This is a genomic window from Kineosporia mesophila, assembly GCF_021129235.1.
GTDB classification, from domain to species: Bacteria; Actinomycetota; Actinomycetes; order Actinomycetales; family Kineosporiaceae; genus Kineosporia; species Kineosporia mesophila.
In genome coordinates this window covers 1-22,333 of record NZ_JAJOMA010000003.1, presented here as the reverse complement: position 1 = coordinate 22,333, position 22,333 = coordinate 1, and the positions used below count along the sequence as shown (strand labels likewise).

The window sequence follows — 22,333 nt, the reverse complement described above, 5'->3', positions numbered from 1 at the left end:
CCCCTAGCCGCCGAACTCCCAGTGCCACGGCTCCGGCCGGGAGCCGCCCGGCTGGGCCCAGGCCGGGTGGAACCAGCCGAACACCGGGGCGTTGACGAACAGCCACTCGTGCTCCGGCGTGCCGAAGTGCTGGACGCCGCCGCACAGGTCGGTCGCGGTGCCCCAGCCGTGGTTGCTGGTGCCGGGCCGGGCCGCCAGCTGGGGCTTGGTGGCGTAGAGCCGCACCTGGGTCGCGTAGTCCCGGTAGGAGTCGGTGACGCAGATCGGGGTGCCGAACTGCTGCGCGTAGGCGGTGCTGAGCTGGTCGAACGCGTAGGCGGCATCGGCCCGCAGATACTGCCCGGGCGCGGTGGCCAGGGCACACAGCGCCGTGAGCGGGATCTCGCCGTTGGGGTAGCCGGTGACGTCGGCCGTGCACGACCCGGTGACGCCGGTGACGACGTTCGCCGCCGGGTCCGGGGACCGCTCCGACTGCAGGGCCGCCCGCAACTGCCGTTCCTTCTTCTCCGCCGTGCGCACCCGGCCCCGGCTCGAGCCGAGAGCGGCCTGCGCGTCGTCCAGGATCCGCTGCTGCCGGGCGACGGCGTTGTCGGCGGTCGTGCGCGCCTCGTCCGCCGTCCGGGCCGCCGCGAGAGCCGTGCCGGTGGCGCGCGTCGCGTCGGCGGCCGCCTTCTCGGCGCGGGCCCGGGCCCGGCGTCCCGCGCTCAGGTCGGCCGCCCGGCTCTCCCCGATGCGCCGCAGGGTGTAGAGGGTGGTGGTGAACCCGTCCGCGTCCTGCCCGCCGCCGTTGGTGCCGAGCAGAGTGTTCAGCATCGGGCTCGCGTTCAGGCCGCTGCCGCTCTGGTAGGACTGCCGAGCCCAGAACCCGACCCGCTCGCCGGCGGCCCGGGCCTGCGTGGTGGCGATCCTGAGCTCGTCGTCGAGCCGGTCCTCCTGCTCCTGCGCGATCTCCAGCGCCCGGCGCGCGGTGGTGTAGGCCTCCAGGGCCTGGCCCGCGAGCAGGGCGGCGGCCGCGGACGCCTGCCGGGCCGATTTCACGCTGCCCGCCCGGGCCTGGGCCAGTTCCCGCAGGGTGGTCACCTTCTGCGCCTGCGCGGCCAGTTCCGCGGGGGTCGGCTCCCGTTCGGCACCGCCTGAGGACGTCGGTCCGCTCGCGGAGGGGGCGGCAGCAGCGGTGCCGGGCACGAGGACGGCCAGGACCGTCACGAGAGCCCCGAGCAGGGGAGCAGCAGTACGACGTCCGGAACTCACCTGCTGCGTCCTCCTGATGCGTCCCTGATCCGTACCTGCCGGATGTGGGTTCGGCCCGGTGAACGGGCGGCTGAACGGGCAGGACCCCGGGGGAGGCGGCTGTCACCCGGGCGGCCCAGAGGACTTCCGGCGGCGAACCGGTGACCGATGGCCGAACGCGCGGTGGACCCAAGCCCTCGACAGCCCCGGATCACGCCATAAAGTGGTGTGCGGCCCAGAAAACCCCGGCACGTGAGGCGGATGCATGACCGAGTACACCTCCCTGGGGTCGCTGCAGGTCGCGACCCTTCTGAAGGAGTTCGTCGAGGGCGAGGCCCTGTCCGCCGGCGGCGTACGGGCCGATGCGTTCTGGGCCGGGCTCGAGAGGCTCATCGCCGACCTGGCGCCCCGCAACCGTGAGCTGCTGGCCGAGCGTGACCGCCTCCAGGTCGCGATCGACGGCTGGCACCGGGAACGGGCCGGTCAGACCTTCGACGTCATCGCGTACGAGGCCTTCCTGCGGGAGATCGGCTACCTGGTGCCGGAACCGGAGTCGGTGCGGATCGGCACGACCGGTGTGGACGAGGAGATCGCCCGCATCGCCGGTCCCCAGCTGGTGGTGCCGGTGTCGAACGCCCGGTACTCGCTGAACGCCGCGAACGCCCGCTGGGGCTCGCTGTACGACGCGCTCTACGGCACCGACGCGATCAGCCACGAGGAGGACGGCACCGCCACCGGCTACGACCCCGCCCGCGGCGCCCGGGTGATCGCGTTCGGGCGGGACTTCCTCGACCGGGTCGCCCCTCTCGTGACGGGCAGCCACAGCGAGGCGGGCGGCTACTCGGTCTCCGGCGGTGAGCTGGTCGTGCACGTGCCGTCGGGCAAGACAACCCTGTCCGACCCGGCCGCCTTCGCCGGGTACACCGGCACCGCGGTCGAGCCGGACCGCCTGCTGCTGGTGCACCACGGGCTGCACGTCGAGATCGTCATCGACCGCCAGGGCCCGATCGGTCGCACCGACGACGCCGGCGTGCAGGACATCGTGCTGGAGTCGGCCGTCACCACCATCGTCGACTTCGAGGACTCGGTCGCCGCGGTCGACGTCGAGGACAAGGTGCGTGACTACCGCACCTGGCTCGGCCTGAGCCGGGGCGATCTCACCGCCCCGGTGAGCAAGGGCGGAAAAACGTTCGAGCGCACCCTGAACCGCGACCGCGCCTACGCCGTGCCCCGCAACCACGGTGAGCAGCTCACGGTGTCGGGACGGGCCCTGATGTTCGTGCGCAACGTCGGGCACCTGATGACCACCGATGCCGTGCTCGACGCCGACGGCCAGCAGGTTCCCGAGGGCATCCTGGACGCCGTCATCACCACGCTCGCCGCGCTGCCCGGCCTGCAGTCGGCCTCCAACAGTCGCACCAACTCGGTCTACATCGTCAAGCCGAAGATGCACGGGCCCGACGAGGTGGCCTTCGCCGTCCGCCTTTTCGAGCGTACCGAAGAACTGCTGCAGCTGCCGGGCAACACCGTCAAGCTCGGCCTGATGGACGAGGAACGGCGCACGTCGCTCAACCTCGCCGCCTGCATCGACGCCGCGAAGGACCGCATCGTGTTCATCAACACGGGCTTCCTCGACCGCTCGGGTGACGAGATCCACACCTCGATGGAGGCCGGCCCGATCGTGCGCAAGGAAGACCTGCGCTCGCAGCACTGGCTGGCCTCGTACGAGACCCAGAACGTCGACATCGGCCTGGCCGCCGGGTTCTCCGGGCGCGCCCAGATCGGCAAGGGCATGTGGGCCATGCCCGACCTGATGGCCGACATGCTGCAGCAGAAGGTGAATCAGCCCCGCGCCGGTGCCACCACGGCCTGGGTGCCCTCGCCGACCGCCGCCACGCTGCACGCCCTGCACTACCACGAGGTGGATGTGCGGGCGGTGCAGGAAGAGCTTTCGAGCAGAGGACGACGTACCTCGGTCACGGATCTCCTGCAGCTCCCGCTCGGGTCGCCTCAGGAGTGGGACGACGCGGTGCGGGCCGAGCAGGTCGACAACAACTGCCAGTCGATCCTGGGGTATGTGGTGCGCTGGGTCGACCAGGGCGTCGGCTGTTCCAAGGTGCCCGACATCCACGACGTCGGTCTGATGGAAGACCGTGCCACCCTGCGTATCTCGAGCCAGTTGCTGGCGAACTGGCTGCGCCACGAGGTGATCTCGCCGGAGCAGGTGCGCGAGAGCCTGGCCCGGATGGCGGCCGTGGTCGACCGGCAGAACGAGGGTGACCCGCAGTACCGGCCGATGGCCGACGACCTGGACGGCAGTCAGGCCTTCCTGGCCGCGAGCGACCTGATCTTCCTCGGTGCGCAGCAGCCCAGCGGGTACACCGAGCCGATCCTGCACGCCCGCCGGCGGGCGGCCAAGGCGGTCAACTCGATGACCCACGCGCACGGGCTGGCGGTGGGCTGACCTTCGTTCGTGATCATGCAAAGTCTCCCCGGGGAGACTTTGCATGATCACGGGGGTTGGGCGGGGGTTACAGCGCTCGCATCAGGTCTTCCAGGCGGCGCTCGCCTTCGCGGGTCTGGACGCCGGCCGCCAGACCGCCGCGGATCAGCTTCTCCGCGGCGGGTTTCACGAACTGGCCGGCCCAGGCCTGGTGCTCGAGCAGCATGCCCGCACTGAGATCGGCCGGGGGCAGGGCACTCTTGGCGGCCGCGACGGTGCCCTCGGGCAGGTCCGCGATGTTGCGGGCGACCCGGTCGACGAACGCGTCGATCTCGTCGGCCGGCACGGCCCGGTTGACCCAGCCGTAGCGCTCGGCCGTCTCGGCGTCGAAAAGGTCTGCCCCGAGCACGATCTCCAGGGCGCGTGAGCGGCCGACCCGGTCCCGCAGGTACTGGGTGCCGCCCCCGCCGGGCACGATGCCGCCGAGCGCCTCGATCTGGCCGAGACCGGCCCGGCCGATCGCCGCGAAGCTCAGGTCGGCCGCCGCGACGAACTCGGCCCCGCCGCCGCGGGCCAGCCCGGCCAGCTTGACGATCGAGACCTGGGGCAGGCCGCGCAGCGCCTCGCCGAGGGCCTGGAACACGTTGAGCCCGGCCGGTGCCCCGGCGGTCGGGTCACCGGCGGTCGGGTCGTCCACCAGGGTGAAGTCGACGTGCGCGAGGAAGAACTCGGGGTCGGCGCTCTCGAACACGACCACCCGGGTGTCCGCGTCGTCGTGCAACCCGGCCAGGAGCGTCCCCAGTTCGGCCATCAGAGTCAGGCTGAGCACGTTCACGGGCGGGTTGTCGATGACGACCCGCATCACGCCGTTCTCACGGGTGACGTGCAGGGTCTCGGGGGTGGGGTGACTCATGGGGATCTCCTGGTGACGTCTTGCAGGTATCTGATGTATACCTAGCCTCCAAGGGGCTGACGGAGCCGTCAATAACGCACTTTCAGCATCGTAAGGATCGTGGAGGATACCTGATGACCGACGCGATGACCGATGCGACGTTCGACATCACCGACCCGGACTGGGTTTTCCGGGTCGACTGCCCGAGCCGGCCGATCCTCGACCAGATCGCCGACAAGTGGTCGGTGATGGCGATGGCGGTGCTGGAGGAACCCCGCCGGTTCAACGAGATCAAGCGCCGGATGGAGGGCATCACCCAGCGTGTGCTCACCCAGACCCTGCGGAAACTGGAGCGCAACGGCATGATCGAGCGCCGTGTGCTGCCCACCTCGCCGGTCGGGGTGGAGTACTCGCTGACCCCGCTGGGCCGTTCGCTGCAGGAGCCGTTCGGTGTGCTCTACCGCTGGACCGTCGAGCACGCCGGCGAGATCCGGCAGCGGCAGAAGGACTATGACGCCCGCACGGCTCCCTGACGGGGTCGGTAGAGGTGCCGGTAGCTGGACGGCGAGATCGTCGTGACCCTCTGGAAGTGCTGACGCAGACCGGCCGGTGAGCCGAAACCGGTTCTGACCGCGATTGCTTCGATCGGCTCGTCGGTGGTCTCGAGCAGTTCCTGGGCCAGGCGCACCCGTTGCTGGATCAGCCACTGCAACGGGGTGACGCCGGTGCGTGCGCGGAAGTGCCGGGCGAACGTGCGCGGGGACAGATGGGCCCGGGCGGCGAGATCGGCGACGGTCAGGGGCTCGTGCAGGCGCTCCAGCGCCCAGCCCAGGGCCACGCCGAGCGGGTCGTCGCCGGTGGTACCGATCTGGGCCGGGGGCACGAACTGGCGCTGGCCCCCGTCGCGGTGCGGGGGCACCACCATGCGCCGGGCCACCTCGTTCGCGACCGCCGCCCCGTGGTCGAGGCGTACCAGGTGCAGGCACAGGTCGATGGCCGCGCCGGTGCCGGCGCTGGTGTGCACGTCGCCGTCGCTGACGTAGAGCACGTCGGGGGTGAACCGCACCCCGGGGAAGCGGTGGGTGAAGTCGACGGCGTGCATCCAGTGCGTGGTGGCCCGGCGCCCTTCGAGAATCCCGGCCTCGGCCAGCAGGTACGAGCCCGCGCAGATGGAGACGATCCGTGCCCCGCGATCGTGGGCCCGGCGCACGGCGTCGACCAGGTCGGGCGGGGGCTTCAGCTGATGGGCCCGGTTCAGGGCCGGGACCAGCACGGTGTCGGCGTGCTCCAGGGTGTCCAGATCGCCGTCCGGGGTGAGGGTGAGACCCGCCGCCGTGCGGTATTTCGGCTGCGCACCGCAGAACCGCAGCTCGTACCAGGGGTCGGCGAGATCGGACCGGTCGAGCCCGAACACCTCGCAGGGCACGGCGAACTCGAACATCGGCATGCCGTCGGTGAGGGCGAGCGCGACCGTGTGCACACGGTTCACGGTACTGGCAGGAATCCAGCGCCGGAAGGCATTTCTGCCACTGTCGAGGCCCACCCCGCCCGGCCCACAGTGGGCGCATGACAACGCGCCCACCCTTCGGCCGCCGCCCCCCAACCCTCCGTGATCATGCAAAACCTCCCCAGTGTTCTAGAACTCTCGAGATCACAGTTCTAGAACTCCGGGGAGGTTTTGCATGATCACGGACAAGGTTTTGGGGACGCCCGGCGCGGAACGGGTGGTCGGGCTGGGGCTGGGGCAGGGGATAGCTCTTTACGTCGGGGCGGTGCTGGGGACCGGGGTGATTGCCCTGCCCGCCCTCGCCGCGAAGGCGGCGGGACCCGCGTCCCTCATCGGCTGGGTGTTCATGGTCGTGGCCTCCGCGCCCCTGGCCTTCACGTTCGCGGCACTGGGGGCCCGGCATCCGGACGCGGGCGGGGTGGCCCACTACGCCCGCCTGGCGTTCGGGCCCCGGGCCTCGGCCGTGGTGGGCTGGTGCTTCTACGCCGCGGTGCCGCCGGGTTCTTCCGCCGCAGCGCTTTTCGCCGGGTACTACGTCGAGTCGGCTGTCGGGGGAGGACGGGCCACCGCGATCGTCACGGCCTTCGCGATGGTGCTCACCGCGGCGGGGGTGAACGGGTTCGGGGTGCGGGTGTCGGGCCGGGTGCAGCTGGCCCTGTCGGTGCTGCTGGTCGGGTTCCTGCTGGTCGCGGTGCTCTTCGCACTGCCTCACGCCGATCCGGGCCGCCTGGAACCCTTCGCGCCGCAGGGGTTCACGGCGATCGCCCCGGCCACGGCCCTGCTGGTCTGGAGTTTCGTCGGCTGGGAGGCGATCACTCATCTGACGGGGGAGTTCCGCGACCCGGGCCGGGACCTGGCCCGGGCCACGGCGGCGGCCGTGGTGATTGTCGGGGTGATCTATCTGGCGGTGGCGCTGACCGTGATCCTCGTGCTCGGCCCGGCCGCGGCCGACTCGGCCGCACCGCTGGGTGAGCTGCTGGCCACGGCGTTCGGCGGGAATGCCCGGGTACTGGCGGCGGTCGCGGCGGTGCTGCTGACCCTGGGCACGATGAACGCCTACTACGCCGGCGCGGCCAAGCTCGGCGCCGCGCTGGGCCGCGACGGGGCCTTGCCCGCCTGGCTGGGGAGGGGAAGCCGGGCGGGTGAGGTGCCGCGCCGCAGTCTCGCGGTGAACGTGGCCGCGTCGCTCGCGGTGCTGGGGGTGGTCAGTGCGCTCGACCTGGACCTCGGCTCGATCGTGCTGGCCACCAGCGGCCTGTTCGTCACCGTGTACGCCGTCGGGGTGGCGGCGGCCCTGCGCCTGCTCGAGCGCCGTGTGGTCGCCGGGACCGCGATGCTGACCGTGCTCGCCCTTCTGGCGATGACCGGGGTGCATCTGCTCTGGGCGCTCCTCGTCGCGGCGGCCGCGCTCGCCTATGGTGGCCGGAAGGTCCCTCGACGCTGAGGAGCACGCATGCCGGCACCGACCCCGTCCGCCCTCGACGAGCTGGTGGCCTCGCTGCCGGAGGGCGTGGTGATCACCGATCCCGTGCGCACCGACAAGTATCGCTTCGACCGGGCGGCCGACCCGGATGCGGGCACGCCCGCGGCGGTGGTGCGGGCGGAGAGCACCGGGCAGGTGCAGACGGCTCTGCGGTGGGCCTCGGAACACCGGGTGGCCGTGGTGCCGCGGGGTGCCGGGACGGGTCTGTCGGGCGGCAGCACAGCGGTTTCCGGTGGGATCGTGCTCTCCACCGAACGGATGCGGGACATCCGTGTCGACCGGCCCGGCCGGGTCGCGGTGGTGCAGCCCGGCCTGCTCAACGCCGAGGTCAAGCAGGCGGTGGCGGAGTGTGGCCTGTGGTACCCGCCCGACCCGTCGTCCTTCGAGATCTGTTCCATCGGTGGCAACATCGCCACCAACGCGGGCGGTCTGTGCTGCGTGAAGTACGGCGTGACCACCGACTACGTGCTGGCCCTGGAGGTGGTGCTGCCCGACGGCCGGGCGCTGCGCCTGGGTGGGGCCCGGCTGAAGGACTGCGCCGGCCTGTCGCTGACCAAGCTGTTCGTCGGCAGTGAGGGCACTCTCGGCATCGTCACCGAGGCGACCCTGCGCCTGATGCCACCGCAGTCCCCGCCGCGCACCGTCGTGGCCGGTTTCGCCGACACCCGGGCCGCGACCGGGGCGGTCGTCGCCATCACCGCGGGCCTGCGCCCGTCCATGCTGGAGTACCTGGACCGCACCACCGTCAACGCGGTCGAGGACCATCTGCGGATGGGCCTGGACCGTTCCGCGGCCGCGCTGCTCGTCGCGCAGACCGACGCCGAGGGCTCCACCGCCGACCGGGAGCTCGCCGCGATCGTCGAGGCCTGCCAACGTCACGGCGCGACCGAGGTTCTCGCCACCGACGACCCGGCCGAGGGCGAGGCGTTCACGGTGGCCCGGCGGCAGGCCATCCCGGCGCTGGAGAAGAAGGGCAAACTGCTGCTGGAGGACGTCGGTGTCGGCGTGGCCGCGCTGCCCGCCCTGGTCGCGGGGATCGAGCAGATCGCGGCCGCGCGCGAGGTCACGATCGCGCTGATCGCCCACGCCGGTGACGGGAACACCCATCCCCTCATCGTTTTCGACCCGGCCGACAGTGAGGCCACGGCCCGCGCCGGCCTGGCCTTCGGCGAGGTGATGGACCTGGCCATCGCCCTGGACGGCACCATCACCGGCGAGCACGGCGTGGGACGGCTGAAACAACCCTGGCTGGCCACTCAGCTGGGGGAGGACGTCATCGACCTGAGCCGCCGCATCAAGGCCGCGATCGACCCGCTGGGCATCATGAACCCCGGCGCCGTGCTCTGACACGGCAGGGTGTGACGGGGAAGGTTCGCATGATCACGGACAAAGAGATGAGCTTCTTCGTGATCATGCAAACTTTCCCCGAGATGCCCGCATCTCGGATAGAACGTCATCCATGAACCTGACCAGGGAGAACGTGCTCGGGTACCGGTTCCGGGGGCAGGGGCTCGATCGCAGCTCGGGGGTCGGCGGGTTGCTGGGTCTCGGCATCCAGGACACGCCCGCCGGCACGGCCGCCACCGCGCTCGCGTCCCGGGACGCCGAACGCCCGCCCGGCACCCGCATTGTCTGGTCGTGGCGCGGGGCTCCGCACGTGCACGCCGAGGCCGACCTGAAACGGCTCGCCGCAGCCACCTGGCCGGTGGACGACGCCGACGCCACACGCCGCATCTCCAACCCCCGGATCAAGGAGGGCGCCCGGCGGGGGCTCGGCGCCTTCGTCGCCGCGGCCACGGCCCTGCGCGAGGCCGTCACCGAGAAGCTGCCGAAGGGCGAGGTGAGCCGCCGGGTCAGCGCCACCGTGCCCGACGACCTGAACTTCGACTGCCCCACCTGCGAGGCCCGGCACATCAGCGGGGGCCTGTTCCAGCTCGTCGGGGTCGCGGCCGGCGTCGAGGTGGTCACCGAAGGCCGGTCCACCTTCCTGCAGCCCCTGCCGGCCGCCCTGCGCCGACAAGAGATCCCGAAGGCCGGCAGCGGTCTGGACGAGATGCTGCTGCGGTACCTGCGCGTCAACGGCCCGGCGTCGACGGCGGCGCTCGCGGCCCACGCCGGGATGTCGGCGACCGCGCTGAAGCCGTACCTGCCCGCCGGCCTGGCCGGGGTGAGCGCCGGGACCACCGGGAAAGCCTGGGCGCCGGAAGGCGACCTGGAGGATCTGCGCCGTGATGCGCGTCCTCAAGCAGTGCGGTTGCTGCCCGGAGGGGACCCCTGGCTGACGGTGCGCGACCGGGAGCTGGTGGTGCCGGAGGCGGAGCGTCACCGGGTGGTCTACAAGGCGCTGAGCAACCCGGGGGTGGTGCTGGTGGACGGCGACGTGGCCGGCACCTGGCGGGCGAAACGCGCCGGGAAGGTCCTGGACCTCGAGATCACGGCGTTCGGCGACCTGTCCTCCGGGGTGAAACAGCAGGTCGCGCAGGAGGCCCGGCTGATCGCCCCGGCCCGTGGCGCCGACGACGCCCGGGTGCGGTACGCGTGACTCGGAAGAATTTCGAGAAACCGGGGAACCGAACGGGGCCTTGGTGAGTCTGAATGGATACCCGGCGGTGGTGCGCGGCGGAGGTCGCCGTATGTCAGGGTGCGGCGAGAGCCGCCGTCACTGCCGCCGGGGCCAAAACTCAGGCGTGGGCGGCGTCGTCTTCGGGCTTGGGCCACAACCGGTGAAATGTGGTGTCCGTGCCGCCCTCCGGCGCCATTACCCCCTCGGGCACCGGCAGCACCTGGCGTAGCCACGCACGCTGCCCCCACATCCGCCACTCGCGCGGGTAACCCACCGAGACCTCCTCGAAGCGCGTGCCGTCCACCCAGGTGCGCCGCGGGATGTGCAGGTGGCCGTAGACCACCACGTCGGCCCGGTAGCGCCGGTGCCAGTCACCACTGAGCGAGGTGCCGCACCACTGCGCGAACTGCGGGTACCGCAAGATGTCGTTCGGGTGCTTCTCCACCGGCCAGTGGTTGATGAGCACCGTGCGCACGTCGGGAGCCAGGGCCTCGAGCCGGGCCTGGGTGTACTCGATCCGGGCGCGGCACCAGTCCTCCCGCTCCGGATAGGGGTCGGGATGCAGGAAGCGCTCGTCCGAGCAGACCACGCCGGTGTCGTAGGCCCGCTTGAGCGAGGCCTCCTTGGTCGTCGTACCCGGGGCCAGGAACGAGTAGTCGTACAGCAGGAACATCGGCACGATCGTCACCGGGCCACCGTCGCCGGTCCACACCGGGAACTCGTCCTCCGGCGTGAGCACGCCGATCTCGCGGCACAGCTCCACCAGACGCTCGTACCGCGCGAGCCCGCGCAACGTGACCTCGTCGCTGGGATGCGTCCACAGTTCGTGGTTGCCGGGAACCCAGATCACCCGGGCGAAGCGCCCCGCGAGCAGCCGGAGCGCCCACTCGACGTCCTCGACCTTCTCGGCGACGTCGCCGGCGACGATCAGCCAGTCGCCGGGACCGTCCGGGTACAGCGACTCGGTGATCTTCCGGTTCTCCTGGTAACCGATGTGCAGGTCACTGACGGCAAGAAGTTTTGGCGTTTCGGACACCCCGCCACGCTACCCCGGCAGTACCGCGGAGGGCCGCTCGTCGGTGCTCGCGACGCGTCCCTGCTCCAGGTAGAGCACATAGCTGGCCACGGCCGGGACCTCGACGGCCAGGCGGCCGGGCTCGATCAGCATCTCCTCGGTGGCCAGCAGTGCTTTCGACGCCGGGTCGAAGATCAGCGTCAGCCGCCGGGCCGGCCCGAAGGTGAACTCGAACGAGTAGCCCGGCCCGGTGCGCCCGGCCCGGTCCACCGTCTCGCCCAGCGCCACGAGATCGGGCTGACCGATGAGGATCTCGTGGAACGCGGCGGCCAGCTCGGCCGGGATCGCCTGGGTGTGCAGACGCTGCACCGAGGCGATGAGCACCAGGGTCTCGGGCACGTTGTGCTGCGGTGAGGGAGCGCCCTTGAGCAGGTAGGCCCGCAGCTGGCCGGGGTCGTTCGGCAGGTCGGCGGCCCACTCGACCTGCGCGGTGTCGGTGGTGTCGCTGAGCGCCGTGTTCGGCCGCTGCTCGATCACCCGCACCCGGCCGTCGGCCGCGCTCCACCGTTCCCGGTCCTCGGCCATCAGCTCCAGTTGCCCTCGGCCACCACCTCCCACACCGAGGTTGAGGTGCCATTCACGGGTGCGGAGGTAGCTGAAGGCCTGGTTCGAACTCACGAGGATGAACTTTAATCGGGCCGGGGCGCCGAATGCGCCTTCGGCGGACCCGTCCTACAGGTTCGTCAGGGCACTCAGCCGTGCGGAGAGGTTGAAGCCCGCCTGTACCGCGGCCTCGGAGACGGCCGCGAGGCGGCTGGCCGACAGAGCGGCGGTGGTCGCCTCGGGCACGATCCAGATCCGGTCGATCGGCAGCTCGTGCAGCTTGGCGATCTGCACGGCGGACTCGATGTCGCTGAGATCCCGGACGGCGAAGGAGAAGTCGATGTCGTACTGGAGGGCGACCTGGCCCCAGGCGACCAGCGACTCGCGGTTGATGCGCGACCAGGCCGGGTCGCCGGAGTGGGCCAGCTTCGGCGAGACGGTGACCCAGCTGACGCGCTGCAGGGTGAGTTCGGTCGGCGGGAAGGTGCCGTTGGTCTCCACCCCGATCTCGTAACCGCCGAGCAGTTCGAGGAACTGTGGCCAGGCGGGGGAGTTCTGCTGCTGCAGGGGCTCGCCGCCGCTGATCACGATGAGGGGTGTGTTGGCCGAGCGGGCCGTCTCGGCGATCTCCTCGATCCGCCAGTAGCCGACCTCGCGGGCCAGGTCGAAGCGCGACGTGTCCCAGGTGAAGGCCGAGTCGCACCAGGTACAGGAGAGATTGCATCCGCCCATCTGGACGACGACACAGCGACGCCCGGCCGAGCGTCCCTGGGGATGGACTGTCGGTCCGACGACGCCGGCGATCACGAGCGACGGACGTGCTCGGACCGCGGTCAGCGGCAGTTCGCTGGCGGTACTGATGGCGACCCTCCTGTAACGATGCGCGGCCCTCCGGGGAGCATCATCACATGTCTAAGCGGTGGTTAATGCAGGACTGCGGAAATTTCCCGCCCTGCATCTGAACCGTCTTCCCAAATGCTCAGATCCGTTCACGCACACTGAATTTCAACATCCTGATCTGTGCCCGAGCGCTCACGTCGAGTGATCGGACTGCGCCGAAAGGGTGGCTGTCCAGGCGGCCCGCACCGAATGCCCGAGCATCTGCGCGATCTTCTCCGGAGGCCAGCGCAGCGTCTCGGACAGGTCGACGATCACCCGTTCGTCGAACGTCGTGATCCACAGCAGCACCGAGTAGCGCCGGTCCACGGGCGGGATCTCGCCGGCCTCCACGAGCCGTGTCACCGCCCGGGTCAAGGTGGTGTCGAGCTCGGAGAGCAGGGGGTCGGAGCCGTCGTGGACGCGCTCCAGGTAACCGCGGGCGCTGCGGATGTGGGTGGCCGCGCGGCCCCAGGTCATCGCGCTGAGCACCCACTCGTGACAGACGATCTCGAACGAGCGCAGCGGGTCGGGGTCTTCGCCGGCCGCGTGCAGCCGGGCCAGCAGGGCGTTCTGGATGCGCCGGTAGAACGCGTCGTGCACCGCGTGCACGTCGTCGAAGTGCCGGTAGGTGGTGGCCGTCGAGACGCCCGAGTGCCGGGCCAGGTCGGGCAGGCTGAAGGCCAGGCCGCGTTCGCGGAGCAGATCGCCCGCGGCGTCCAGCAGTTTCTGCCGGGTTCTCAGTGTGTCGGCCCGGAGGTTGTCGCCTGCCATTGCCGACGATCCTCCCATCCCGGGCTTCTCTCTGATGATTTCGCATCCGTTAAGCGCAGTAAAGACGAGAAAAACTTCTCGGGTCTGGGTGATATGTGGTTATTTGAGCACTATAGTTGAGAAAATCTTCTCACTTTGATGGAGGGATGCCCGATGGTCGCATTCAAATCGGTCGCGGCCCCCGAGGTGGCCACGCTCCCGGTGATCCGTCAGACCGCCCTGTCCCGTCTCGCCCCCGAGGTCGCCGATTTCCTCGAGGGCGGTGCGGGCGACGAGAGCACCCTGTTAGCCAACCGGTCCGCCTTCTCCCACTGGGGTTTCCGGCAGCGGGTGATGAGCGGCCTGGCCGGCCCGGACCTGTCGGCGACCTTCCTCGGCATCGATCTGGCCATGCCGGTGATGACCGCCCCGTTCGGTGCCGACGGCCTGTTCCACCCCGAGGGCCAGAAGGCGGTCGCCCGGGCGAACCGGATGGCCGGGATCACGAGCATCGTGCCCGAGGCCGGCACCTTCGGCCTGGAGGAGGTGGTGCAGGCGGCCCCGGAGGCGACCCGCATCGCGCAGCTGCACCCGATGGGTCCGGAGAAGAACTTCCTGACCATGCTGGCCCGGATCGAGGACGCCGGGTGCGCGGCGATCTGCCTGACCGTCGACTGCCCGACCGGCGGCTGGCGCGAACGGGTGCTGCGCAACTCCTTCGACCTGGACGCCCGGTACGTCGGCGGCAACTACCCCGACAGCGGGGAGACCACCCTGATCCAGGTGTTCGGGCAGCTCTTCGAGCGCAGCGCCACGGTGTGGTCGTGGGACCGCCTGGCGTCACTGATGTCCCACACCCGCCTGCCCTGGTTCGCCAAGGGCATCATGACCGCCGACGACGCCCTGGCCTCCGAGGCCGCCGGTGCCCACGCGGTCTACGTCTCCAACCACGGTGGACGTCAGCTCGACGGCGTCCCGGCGGCGCTGGATGCCCTGGTCGAGGTGCGCCGGGCGATCGACGGGCGCCTGCCGATCGTGTTCGACAGCGGTGTGCGGCGCGGCGCCGACGTGGTCAAAGCCCTGGCCCTGGGCGCGGACGTGGCGGTGATCGGCCGGCTCGCGGCGTACGGGCTGGCCGCCGGTGGGCAGGCCGGGGTGGAGCGGGTGCACTCGCTGCTGTACGACGAGATCCGCACGGTGCTCACGCTTCTGGGGCGTGGCGGGGTGCGTGACCTGACCCCGGAGGTGCTGATCCCGCAGGCCGGGTCAGTTCTCCACGGCGTCTTCGGTGCTGACGCCTGACAGCGTCACCACGGTCGCACCGCGGTCGTCGGGGTCGCCGTCGATGTCCACCTCGAAGTAGCCGTCCAGGTGGTAGGCGCCCTTGCTGAAGTCGAACGTCGCCTCGCCGTCGTCGTCCAGGTCGAGCAGGTAGGTGGCCGCGGCGCAGGGCGCGTCCGGCGCGTAGTCCGGCTCCTGCCCGTCGGCGAGCCCGTTGCACTCGAAGAGCGTGAAGTGCGGTTCGTCGTGCTCGTCGTCGTCACCCGGGTGCTCGACGAAGTTCTTGTCGATGTGGTCGGAGTTCGGCGCCGAGGCATCGATCCGCACCACCTGCTGGTTGTGCGACACGATGAAGGTGCTGAAGCTCGACGCCAGGTCGAGGTCACCCAGTTCGGTGCTGTACGAGGCGATCCCGTTCTCGTCGAACGTGGTCGCCGGGGTGGTTTCCTCGGTACTTGAGGACGTCTCGGTCGCCTCGGGCGTCGGTGTCTCGCCCGGGGTGGTGGTCTCCTCGGGCGAGCTTGAGGACGTCGATGTCACCGAGGCTGTCGGCGCCGGGTCCGCGCTGTCGTCGGGTTGGCCGTCCGGGGCGAGGAACAGGATCCAGACCAGGGCGCCGGCCAGGACGACGACGGCGGCGCTGGTCAGGGCCAGGGCGACCCGGGAGCGGTGGTTGTCGGGGCCGGTCATCTGGGTCGGGCCCGGTGCGTACAGCGGCTGGGAGGGCAGGCTCGGGGCCTGGGCCGCGGCGGGCTGGTGCCATTCCCGGCGCAGGACGCGCTGGGTGGCGCCGGTTTCTGCCGCTGCTGGCTCGGCCGGGAACAGGGCGGTGCGGGCGACGGCGGGCTCGTCGGGGTTCCACGGTTCCCGGGCGTTTGCGGGGCCGGGCGCCGCGGCGGCCTCGCGGGCCGCCCGCCGGCCCCGGCGACTGCCCGGTTCGGCAGCCTGCGCGCCCCGGCCGGCGGACCTCGTCCGTTCGTTCTCGTCGACCAGCCCGGCCAGGACCTGCCCGGCGTCGGGCCGTCGGGCCGGCTCGGGGTCGAGGGTGGCGCGCACCAGCGGCTCGATCCACTGCGGCAGGCCGGACAGGTCCACGTCGGCGTGCACGGCCCGGTACATCAGGGCCGGCGCCGGCCCGGAGCCGAACGGCGGGTGGCCGGTCGCCGCGAAGAGCACGGTCAGGCCCCAGGCGTACACGTCGGCGGGCGGGCCGATCGCGGTGGTGCCGGTGATCTGCTCCGGCGCCATGTAGCCCGGGCTGCCCATCCCGACCCCGGTGCGCGACGAGAGCGTGGCCGTCTCCAGCGCCGCGATGCCGAAGTCGATGACCTTCGGGCCGTCCGGGGCCAGCAGCACGTTGGCCGGTTTCAGGTCGCGGTGCACCACTCCGGCCGCGTGGATCGCGCACAGCGCCTCGGCCAGTCCGGAGGCCAGCGCGTGCAGCAGTTCGGGGGTGAGGGGACCGTCGGCGTTCACCACGTCGTCCAGGCTCGCGCCGCCGACGTACTCGGTGGCCAGCCAGGGCTCGTCGGCGTCCGGGTCGGCGTCCAGCACGCGGGCCGTGCACGCCCCCGTGACCGCGCGGACCGCCTCGACCTCGCGGCGGAACCGCGAGCGGAATCTCGGGTCGGCGGCGTACTCGGCCTTGACCGCCTTCACCGCGGCGGGTCGGCCCGCGGCGTCGGTGCCGACGTAGACGACTCCCATACCGCCGGTTCCCAGACGGGCGACGAGCCGGAAGGTCCCGATCGTCGCCGGGTCACCGGCCCGCAGGGGCGACAACGGCACAGCTTCTCCTGAGGTTCGGCGGTCGGGCGATCACTGACCGGCGAATCTACCTGTAACGGATGAGAGACGAATGAATGCCCCTCGTCCGGTCATCCTTTCGTTACCGGGTTGCCGATGGCATCAGATCAGGCCGTTGCGCACCGCGTAGGCGACCGCGTGCGAGCGGTTACGTAGACCCAGACGCTGGGACAGGTCCTGGATCACCGTCTTCACCGTGCGCTCGGAGTAGGCCAGGCGCCGGGCGATCTCCCGGGTGTCGCAGCCCTCCCCGAGCATCCGCAGCACCTCCAGTTCGCGTTCGGTGTGCGGCTGCGCCGCGGGCACCTGCACCGTCGAGCTGGCGCCGAGGTGATCGCCCTCCTTCAGCGGTGACACCCGGGGACGCGGTGCGCGCACCTGCCGCACCAGCCGGCTCAGCAGTTCGGCCGGCAGCACGCTCTCGTCGGCCTGCGTGCAGGAGATGGCCCGGGTCAGCGAGCGCGTCGTGATCGCCGAGCGCCGCAGGATGCCGATGACCCCGGCGTCGAACGCGTCGGCCATGCCGCGGGCGTCGATCTCGCCCACCACCAGCAGGGTGCGCCGGGCGCCGGACTCCTGCACCGCCCGTAGCGCCAGCAGGCTGGGCTCGTCCATCGACTCGGCCGCCACCACCGTCACGTCGGCCGTGGACATCCCCGCCTCGGGCACCAGCTCGATGCCCGGGCAGTCGCGCAGGTAGGCGACCATCCCGGCCTGCGACAACCGGTCGCAGCCGAACACGAACACCTTCGTCGAGCGGGCTCCGCCCGGCTGACCCGTCTGCGGGAGCGGGCCGGCGCCCGGCACCGTGCCGGGGCCGCGGCCCGCGTTCTGCGCCCCGGCCTGATTCGGGTACTGGTCGGGGCGTTGCTTTCCGTGCTGCGTGAGTACCCTGGGCCGGTTCAGGCCGGTCGCCAGACTGATCCCCGTGCTGTTGCCGGTATGCATCGAGACTCCTCCGTCGCTGCCGGGCATCCCCCGCCCGAGAACGTAGACGTGATGATGCCGTCCGGCGGGGTCCCAGTGGTAGGAGACGCAAGAATCGGCTCAGATACATGCTCCGCACCGAAGATCCGCACGAAGGCGACACCCGGTACAGTAAGACAGCACCGGGTGAGCGGCCGTATTCAGAAGGTAGCGGAATCCCGCCGTTCCGGCCCCGGCCGCTGCACAGCGTCGCCTCCTCGGGCGGTCTGAGTGATCGACTCCGGGCGGCCCGGTCCGGCTCCGGCCCGGCCGGGATCAGGCCCAGGCCAGGCACACCGGCGTAGGAACCTGGTAGTCCCGCACATAGGAGAGCACCTTCTCGCCCTGCGCCCCGGCGTCCACGGCGAACACCGCGACCGACCCGCTGTTCTGATGCGCGACCAGCAGATGCTGCTCGTCCGGGGTGAATGCGATGTCCCGCGGCTGCTGCCCCTGCGTGGGCACGCACCCGATCAGCTCGAGTGCATCGCCGTTGCCGTACCGGAAGATGCTGACGCTGTCGTGTCCGCGGTTGCTCGCGAACACCAGGGTGCCCGACGAGTGCACGCGGACCGCGGCGGCGGAGCTCTCCGTGCCCCGCTCACGCTCGGCCTGCGGCAGCAGCGGCACCGAACCCACCGGGACGAAACCGGATTCGGACCGCCGGAACGTCGACAGGGTGTTGCCCAGCTCACCGACGAGGAAGAACACGTCGCCCGAGGGGTGGAAGGCCAGGTGCCGCGGGCCGGTCCGCGCCGGGCAGTCGATGCGGCCCTTGGGCACCAGCCGTCCCTCGTCGACCCGGTACACCAGCACGGCGTCCAGGCCGAGGTCGGGCACGTAGAGGTCCTGCCGCTGCGGGTCGAAGGCGGCCATGTGCGGGTGCGGGGCCTCCTGGCGGGACGGGTCGGTGCCCGAGCCCTCGTGCCGGACGACGTCGAGGCGCTCGCCGATCCGCCCCGCCCCCTCCTCCAGGGCGAACAGGGCCACCGAGCCGCCGCTGTAATTCGCCACCGCCAGGTACCGGCCGTCGGGAGAGACCGCCAGGTGCGCCGGGTCGGCGCCGCCCGAGGGCTGCATGCCCAGCAGCACCAGCCGGTGCGACTCCTCGTCGATGCGGTAGGCACTGACGTCACCCTCGCCGTTGTCCGACCGGGTCTCCGAGACCGCGTACAGAACGTTCTTGAAAATCGTGACCCAGGAAGGGTTCCGCAACACCGCCGCCAGGGTCGCCTCGCCCGGCCCGCCCTCGCCGGTCCAGCGGGCGCGCATGATGCCCGGGGCCTGCCCATCCACGTGGGGCAGGCGCTCGGTGTAGGTGCCGACGAAGAGATCGTAAAACTCGTTCCTGACTGACATGGGGACGAGTATGTCGGGAGGCCTCAGCGCGCTCGCGGACGCCACCCCGTGGCCCACAACGCCTGCGCCGGGCCGAACATGGGGGAGGGCAGATGCTCGGCGTCCGGCCACCAGACCCACTCCTGGGCCTTCTCCGGCTCCATCACCTGCGGCTCACCCTCGGCCTCGACCAGGTGATGCAGCGTGATGTAGTGCAGCCCGGCGTCGGCGAACACGTCGCTGGTCCAGAGGATCGGTGACACCCGCACGGCCCGCAGCCCCGTCTCCTCCGCCAGCTCACGGGCCGCGGTCACCCCCGGATTCTCGCCCGGATCCACCTTCCCGCCCGGGAACGACCAGGTCCCTTCCCCGTGCGCCCCGAGCCGCCGCCCGAGCAGCACCGCCCCGTCCCGCACCACGACCGCGCTCACCCCCACCAGGGGACCCCGCAACTCCACGTCAGACCTCCGACCCCAGTTCCTCGTGAAGAGGTTGGCGGACACCGACTGCCCCTTCCCCTCCGTGATCATGCAAAGTGTCCCCGGCCCCTTCCGTCCCGGTGCCACGAGGGGGAGCGCCCCCGGGCCGCCTCCCGCTTGCCGTGATCATGCAAACCTTCCCGGCGTCACTGTCCCGTCCCTCGTTCTCGGGCGGTGCGCACGTTTTCCTCAGGCCTGTTCCTCAGGCTGTGCACCTGTTCCTCAGGCCTGCGGCGGCTTCCTCAGACCCGTGGCGGTCCGGCCTCCAGACGCTTCATGACCTCGTGCATCTTCTTTTCCCTGTGCTGATCCCCGCCCCACCGTGACTCCAGCCACCAGGTGGCGCCGGCCTCGGCCCACGGGGTCACCTTCGCGATCGCGGCGGCGCGGTCGTCGGCCGGGGTCTCGCCCTCGTGCACGACGTCGAGATCCGTACGGCCGCGCTCGGCCAGCCAGGCGATGAGCTCACGCTGGTCGTCGGGCAGGGCCTCCTGGCCGTCGCCGCGGTGGTACTCCGGGATCACGCCGTCGCAGCGCAGGATGCGGGCCATCGATTTCGGCCGCGGCCAGGCCCCGACCGCCCAGATCGGGATCGGCTGCTGCACCGGCCTCAGACCGCCACTGCCGAGACCTCCGGTGCCGGCGTCGAACTGATAGTGCTCACCGGCGTAGGACCGCCCACCTCGCCAGAGCTCACGCAGGAGGTCGATGCCCTCGTCGAGCATGGCCGCCCGCTGCCTGCGGTCGGTGACCTCACCGCTGCCGGTGGGCAGTACCGGATCGAGTGCCCCCAGACCAAGACCGACGACGGCCCGCCCACCCGAGAGATCGTCCAGCGTGGCCACCTGGGACGCGAGTTTCCACGGACGACGCCACGGCAACGGGGTGAGCATGGTGCCCAGCCGGATCCGGGACGTCGAGGCGGCCATCGCACTGAGGAGACCCCACGCGTCCACCCCGTAGGCCACTTCCCAGACGAAGACGCCGTCCCACCCCGCCCGCTCGGCCAGGACGGCCTGCCGGAGCTGTTCGGTCGCCGAACCACCGGGGAGGATGAAGCCGAAGCGCATGCTCTCGTTGGTCATGCTCCAGTGATAACAGCGCCCACCGACAGTCCTGGCCGGTCGGGGCGGGCCGGGGCCGGGCGGCGTGATGGGATGTCCGCCGTGAACGCGGACGAGATCGAGCAGGCCCTCGACGACCTTTTCGACCAGGCCCTCGTGTACCACGGGTACACCGACTACATGCGGGACTACGAGATGGTCGTCCAGGGCAGCGCCGACCCGGCCGCCGGGCAGGGGTACCGGCGCTACCTGTTCCGGCACTGCCCCAAGGTCTCGGTCACCTCGAGCGTCGGCACCGACGTGTGGGCGCGCTCGCTGGACGAGTCCCTCGTCCATCAGCAGACACCGCAGAGCAACGACGTCTACGCCTGGGGAATGCGCCGGCAGGCGCTCTACCCGGGCGCGGGCCGGGCCGAGACCTCCCGGGAGACGAAACGCTGGTCCTCGCGCCTGGGCGTCTCGTTCTACGAGGTCAGGCTGGAGGGCAACGGCCACGAGCTGCACCTGCTGTTCTCCGACCTGACGGTCACCGATCTGGAAGCGGGCTACACGCCCTTCGTGGTGCCGGAGGCACAGTCATGAGCGAACCGACCAGAGAGAAGAACGACCGCTGCCCGTGCGGATGGGGCGACCCCTACCCGCAGTGCTGCGGGCGCTATCACGGCGGGGAGGCAGCCCCGACGGCCGAGGCGCTCATGCGCAGCCGCTATTGCGCCTTCGTCGTCGGGGACAGCGATTACCTGCTGCGCACCTGGGCCCCGGAGAACCGCCCGGAGAGCCTGGACCTCGACGAGGACGTCATCTGGCAGCGCCTGATCGTGCTGGACCGCACCGGCGGCGGACCGTTCGGCACCGAGGGCACCGTCGAGTTCGAGGCCCACTACCGCCACCAGGGAACCCGCGAGGTCCAGCACGAGGACTCATCCTTCCGCCGTGAACAGGGACGATGGGTTTATGTCGGACCCCGTTCCTAGAGTTCGGGGCGAAAGGACCGCCGACCTCAGGGAGCCCGCCGGTCCGAGCGCCGGCCTCGATCCCGCCCTCCGCCCCGTCCGGGCCACGTACGACCAGGTTGCCGGCGACTACGCCGACCGGCTGCGCGACCACCTCGCCACCAATTGGACCTCCCGGGCCGTGCTCGGTCTCTTCGCCGACCTGGTGCGAGCAGAGGGACGACGCGGTCCGGTCGGTGACATCGGGTGCGGTCCGGGGCGGATCACCGGGTATCTGGCCGATCTCGGTCTGGACGTGTTCGGGGTGGACCTGTCCCCGGCCATGATCGATGTGGCCCGGCGTGAGCATCCGCAGCTGCGGTTCGAGGTCGGCACCATGACCGCTCTCGACATCGCGACGGCCTCGCTCGCCGGGGCCCTCGGCTGGTACTCGCTGATCCATCTGCCCGGCCGGCTGATCCCGGTCGCGCTCGCGGAGTTCCGCCGGGTGCTGATGCCGGGCGGTTACCTGCTGCTCGCCTTCCAGGAGGGGGAGCAGACCCGGCACATCACGCAGGCCTACGGGCATGACGACCTGTCCCTGACGCTGCACCGCCGCACGGTGGCCGAGTACGAGGAGGTGCTGGTCGCGGCGGGCTTCGAGGTCGTCAGCAGCACGGTGGTGGCAGCCTCGGGCGGAGAACGTGAACGACAGGCTCAGGTCGTCGCCCGGGTGGCCGATGAGTAGGAAGGCAAGGCGCGAGGCCACTGCTTCACGACGGTGACGGTGTTGTGGTCGGAGGCGTACCAGAGTGCTGGTAGTGTTCTCCAAGGGTTTTCGGCGGGTCGCTCACGCGGACGCCGGCTCCCCGGAAGCAACGGACACACACGTGGCCGGTTCCGGGGTGATAAAAACTCTTTCCTCTGCCAAGGCTTAAGCCAATTGTTGTGCACTCTCAGGAGTGACCTTCATCGGCCATTGCTAACGCATTCAGGGGAATGCTCTATCGCTTTTCAAATCGCGAAACACGGATTTGACCGGCGAGCAACACAGGGTCTACTGTTTACAACGTCGCCAGGACGGAACGCCGAAAGGCAGGAC

Annotated in this window: 21 protein-coding genes; 9 read left to right on the top strand and 12 right to left on the bottom strand. The window is 70.8% G+C overall.

The genetic code is table 11. The features are described from left to right. Nucleotides 1-3 precede the first annotated feature (3 nt). The gene (locus tag LR393_RS36185) at nucleotides 4-1,251 is read right to left on the bottom strand and encodes a M15 family metallopeptidase (RefSeq protein ID WP_231481979.1); all 1,248 of its coding nucleotides are present in this window, start codon (nucleotides 1,249-1,251) and stop codon (nucleotides 4-6) included. Between the two features lie 244 nt (nucleotides 1,252-1,495). Between LR393_RS36185 and LR393_RS05055 the strand changes: the two genes are divergently transcribed. Beyond that, nucleotides 1,496-3,694 (top strand): malate synthase G, encoded by a 2,199-nt coding sequence (locus LR393_RS05055; protein ID WP_231481978.1) that lies wholly within the window; start codon nucleotides 1,496-1,498, stop codon nucleotides 3,692-3,694. 67 nt (nucleotides 3,695-3,761) lie between these two features. Here LR393_RS05055 and LR393_RS05050 read toward each other — a convergent pair whose 3' ends face one another. Further along, the gene (locus LR393_RS05050; protein ID WP_231481977.1) at nucleotides 3,762-4,586 is read right to left on the bottom strand and encodes an enoyl-CoA hydratase/isomerase family protein; all 825 of its coding nucleotides are present in this window, start codon (nucleotides 4,584-4,586) and stop codon (nucleotides 3,762-3,764) included. Between the two features lie 113 nt (nucleotides 4,587-4,699). On the opposite strand from LR393_RS05050, the gene LR393_RS05045 reads away from it, so the two are divergent. Beyond that, nucleotides 4,700-5,098 carry a winged helix-turn-helix transcriptional regulator gene (locus LR393_RS05045; protein WP_231481976.1) on the top strand — a complete coding sequence of 133 codons (399 nt, stop codon included), beginning with the start codon at nucleotides 4,700-4,702 and terminating at the stop codon, nucleotides 5,096-5,098. Here LR393_RS05045 and LR393_RS05040 read toward each other — a convergent pair. Then, a complete protein-coding gene (locus LR393_RS05040; protein WP_231481975.1) occupies nucleotides 5,074-6,045 on the bottom strand; it encodes a GlxA family transcriptional regulator in 972 nt (323 codons plus the stop codon). The genes LR393_RS05045 and LR393_RS05040 overlap by 25 nt on opposite strands. 202 nt (nucleotides 6,046-6,247) lie before the next feature. Here LR393_RS05040 and LR393_RS05035 point away from each other — a divergent pair, with 202 nt between their 5' ends. The 3 genes from LR393_RS05035 (at nucleotide 6,248) to LR393_RS05025 (ending at nucleotide 10,097) form a co-directional block, all read left to right on the top strand. After that, complete coding sequence (locus tag LR393_RS05035) at nucleotides 6,248-7,516, top strand: amino acid permease (protein WP_231481974.1); 1,269 nt, start codon at nucleotides 6,248-6,250, stop codon at nucleotides 7,514-7,516. A 9-nt stretch (nucleotides 7,517-7,525) separates the two neighbouring features. Next, nucleotides 7,526-8,902, top strand: a complete 1,377-nt coding sequence (locus LR393_RS05030) for an FAD-binding oxidoreductase (protein ID WP_231481973.1) — start codon at nucleotides 7,526-7,528, stop codon at nucleotides 8,900-8,902. Between the two features lie 112 nt (nucleotides 8,903-9,014). Beyond that, the gene (locus tag LR393_RS05025; RefSeq protein ID WP_231481972.1) at nucleotides 9,015-10,097 is read left to right on the top strand and encodes a DNA glycosylase AlkZ-like family protein; all 1,083 of its coding nucleotides are present in this window, start codon (nucleotides 9,015-9,017) and stop codon (nucleotides 10,095-10,097) included. A gap of 139 nt (nucleotides 10,098-10,236) precedes the next feature. Here the strand turns inward: LR393_RS05025 and LR393_RS05020 are convergent, their stop codons facing one another. The 4 genes from LR393_RS05020 to LR393_RS05005 all read right to left on the bottom strand — a co-directional run bounded on the left by LR393_RS05020 (nucleotide 10,237) and on the right by LR393_RS05005 (nucleotide 13,386). Continuing rightward, complete coding sequence (locus tag LR393_RS05020) at nucleotides 10,237-11,154, bottom strand: metallophosphoesterase family protein (protein ID WP_231481971.1); 918 nt, start codon at nucleotides 11,152-11,154, stop codon at nucleotides 10,237-10,239. A 9-nt stretch (nucleotides 11,155-11,163) separates the two neighbouring features. Beyond that, complete coding sequence (locus LR393_RS05015) at nucleotides 11,164-11,811, bottom strand: hypothetical protein (protein WP_231481970.1); 648 nt, start codon at nucleotides 11,809-11,811, stop codon at nucleotides 11,164-11,166. A gap of 54 nt (nucleotides 11,812-11,865) precedes the next feature. Beyond that, nucleotides 11,866-12,543, bottom strand: a complete 678-nt coding sequence (locus LR393_RS05010; RefSeq protein ID WP_331282906.1) for a 7-carboxy-7-deazaguanine synthase QueE — start codon at nucleotides 12,541-12,543, stop codon at nucleotides 11,866-11,868. Nucleotides 12,544-12,768: 225 nt separating this feature from the next. After that, complete coding sequence (locus LR393_RS05005; RefSeq protein WP_231481968.1) at nucleotides 12,769-13,386, bottom strand: TetR/AcrR family transcriptional regulator; 618 nt, start codon at nucleotides 13,384-13,386, stop codon at nucleotides 12,769-12,771. A gap of 153 nt (nucleotides 13,387-13,539) precedes the next feature. Between LR393_RS05005 and LR393_RS05000 the strand changes: the two genes are divergently transcribed. Beyond that, entirely contained in the window at nucleotides 13,540-14,667 is a 1,128-nt protein-coding gene (locus LR393_RS05000; protein ID WP_231481967.1) for an alpha-hydroxy acid oxidase, read from the top strand. On the opposite strand, the gene LR393_RS04995 is transcribed toward LR393_RS05000, so the two are convergent. The 5 genes from LR393_RS04995 to LR393_RS04975 all read right to left on the bottom strand — a co-directional run bounded on the left by LR393_RS04995 (nucleotide 14,632) and on the right by LR393_RS04975 (nucleotide 20,320). Continuing rightward, the gene (locus tag LR393_RS04995; protein ID WP_231481966.1) at nucleotides 14,632-16,434 is read right to left on the bottom strand and encodes a serine/threonine-protein kinase; all 1,803 of its coding nucleotides are present in this window, start codon (nucleotides 16,432-16,434) and stop codon (nucleotides 14,632-14,634) included. The genes LR393_RS05000 and LR393_RS04995 overlap by 36 nt on opposite strands. Before the next feature lie 120 nt (nucleotides 16,435-16,554). After that, nucleotides 16,555-17,400, bottom strand: a complete 846-nt coding sequence (locus LR393_RS04990) for a helix-turn-helix transcriptional regulator (RefSeq protein WP_231481965.1) — start codon at nucleotides 17,398-17,400, stop codon at nucleotides 16,555-16,557. Between the two features lie 294 nt (nucleotides 17,401-17,694). Then, the gene (locus LR393_RS04985; RefSeq protein ID WP_231481964.1) at nucleotides 17,695-18,777 is read right to left on the bottom strand and encodes a lactonase family protein; all 1,083 of its coding nucleotides are present in this window, start codon (nucleotides 18,775-18,777) and stop codon (nucleotides 17,695-17,697) included. 23 nt (nucleotides 18,778-18,800) lie between these two features. Continuing rightward, the gene (locus tag LR393_RS04980; protein WP_231481963.1) at nucleotides 18,801-19,286 is read right to left on the bottom strand and encodes a nucleotide triphosphate diphosphatase NUDT15; all 486 of its coding nucleotides are present in this window, start codon (nucleotides 19,284-19,286) and stop codon (nucleotides 18,801-18,803) included. Between the two features lie 191 nt (nucleotides 19,287-19,477). Then, nucleotides 19,478-20,320: an LLM class flavin-dependent oxidoreductase gene (locus LR393_RS04975; protein WP_231481962.1), complete on the bottom strand. Its 843-nt coding sequence runs from the start codon at nucleotides 20,318-20,320 to the stop codon at nucleotides 19,478-19,480. Nucleotides 20,321-20,401: 81 nt separating this feature from the next. On the opposite strand from LR393_RS04975, the gene LR393_RS04970 reads away from it, so the two are divergent. From LR393_RS04970 to LR393_RS04960, 3 genes are read left to right on the top strand one after another with little or no spacing between them, the layout of a single operon-like run. Then, a complete protein-coding gene (locus LR393_RS04970) occupies nucleotides 20,402-20,881 on the top strand; it encodes a YxiG-like protein (protein ID WP_231481961.1) in 480 nt (159 codons plus the stop codon). Next, the gene (locus tag LR393_RS04965; RefSeq protein WP_231481960.1) at nucleotides 20,878-21,273 is read left to right on the top strand and encodes a YchJ family protein; all 396 of its coding nucleotides are present in this window, start codon (nucleotides 20,878-20,880) and stop codon (nucleotides 21,271-21,273) included. The genes LR393_RS04970 and LR393_RS04965 overlap by 4 nt, the downstream gene beginning before the upstream one ends. Further along, nucleotides 21,254-21,979, top strand: a complete 726-nt coding sequence (locus LR393_RS04960; protein ID WP_231481959.1) for a class I SAM-dependent DNA methyltransferase — start codon at nucleotides 21,254-21,256, stop codon at nucleotides 21,977-21,979. The genes LR393_RS04965 and LR393_RS04960 overlap by 20 nt, the downstream gene beginning before the upstream one ends. Nucleotides 21,980-22,333 lie beyond the last annotated feature (354 nt).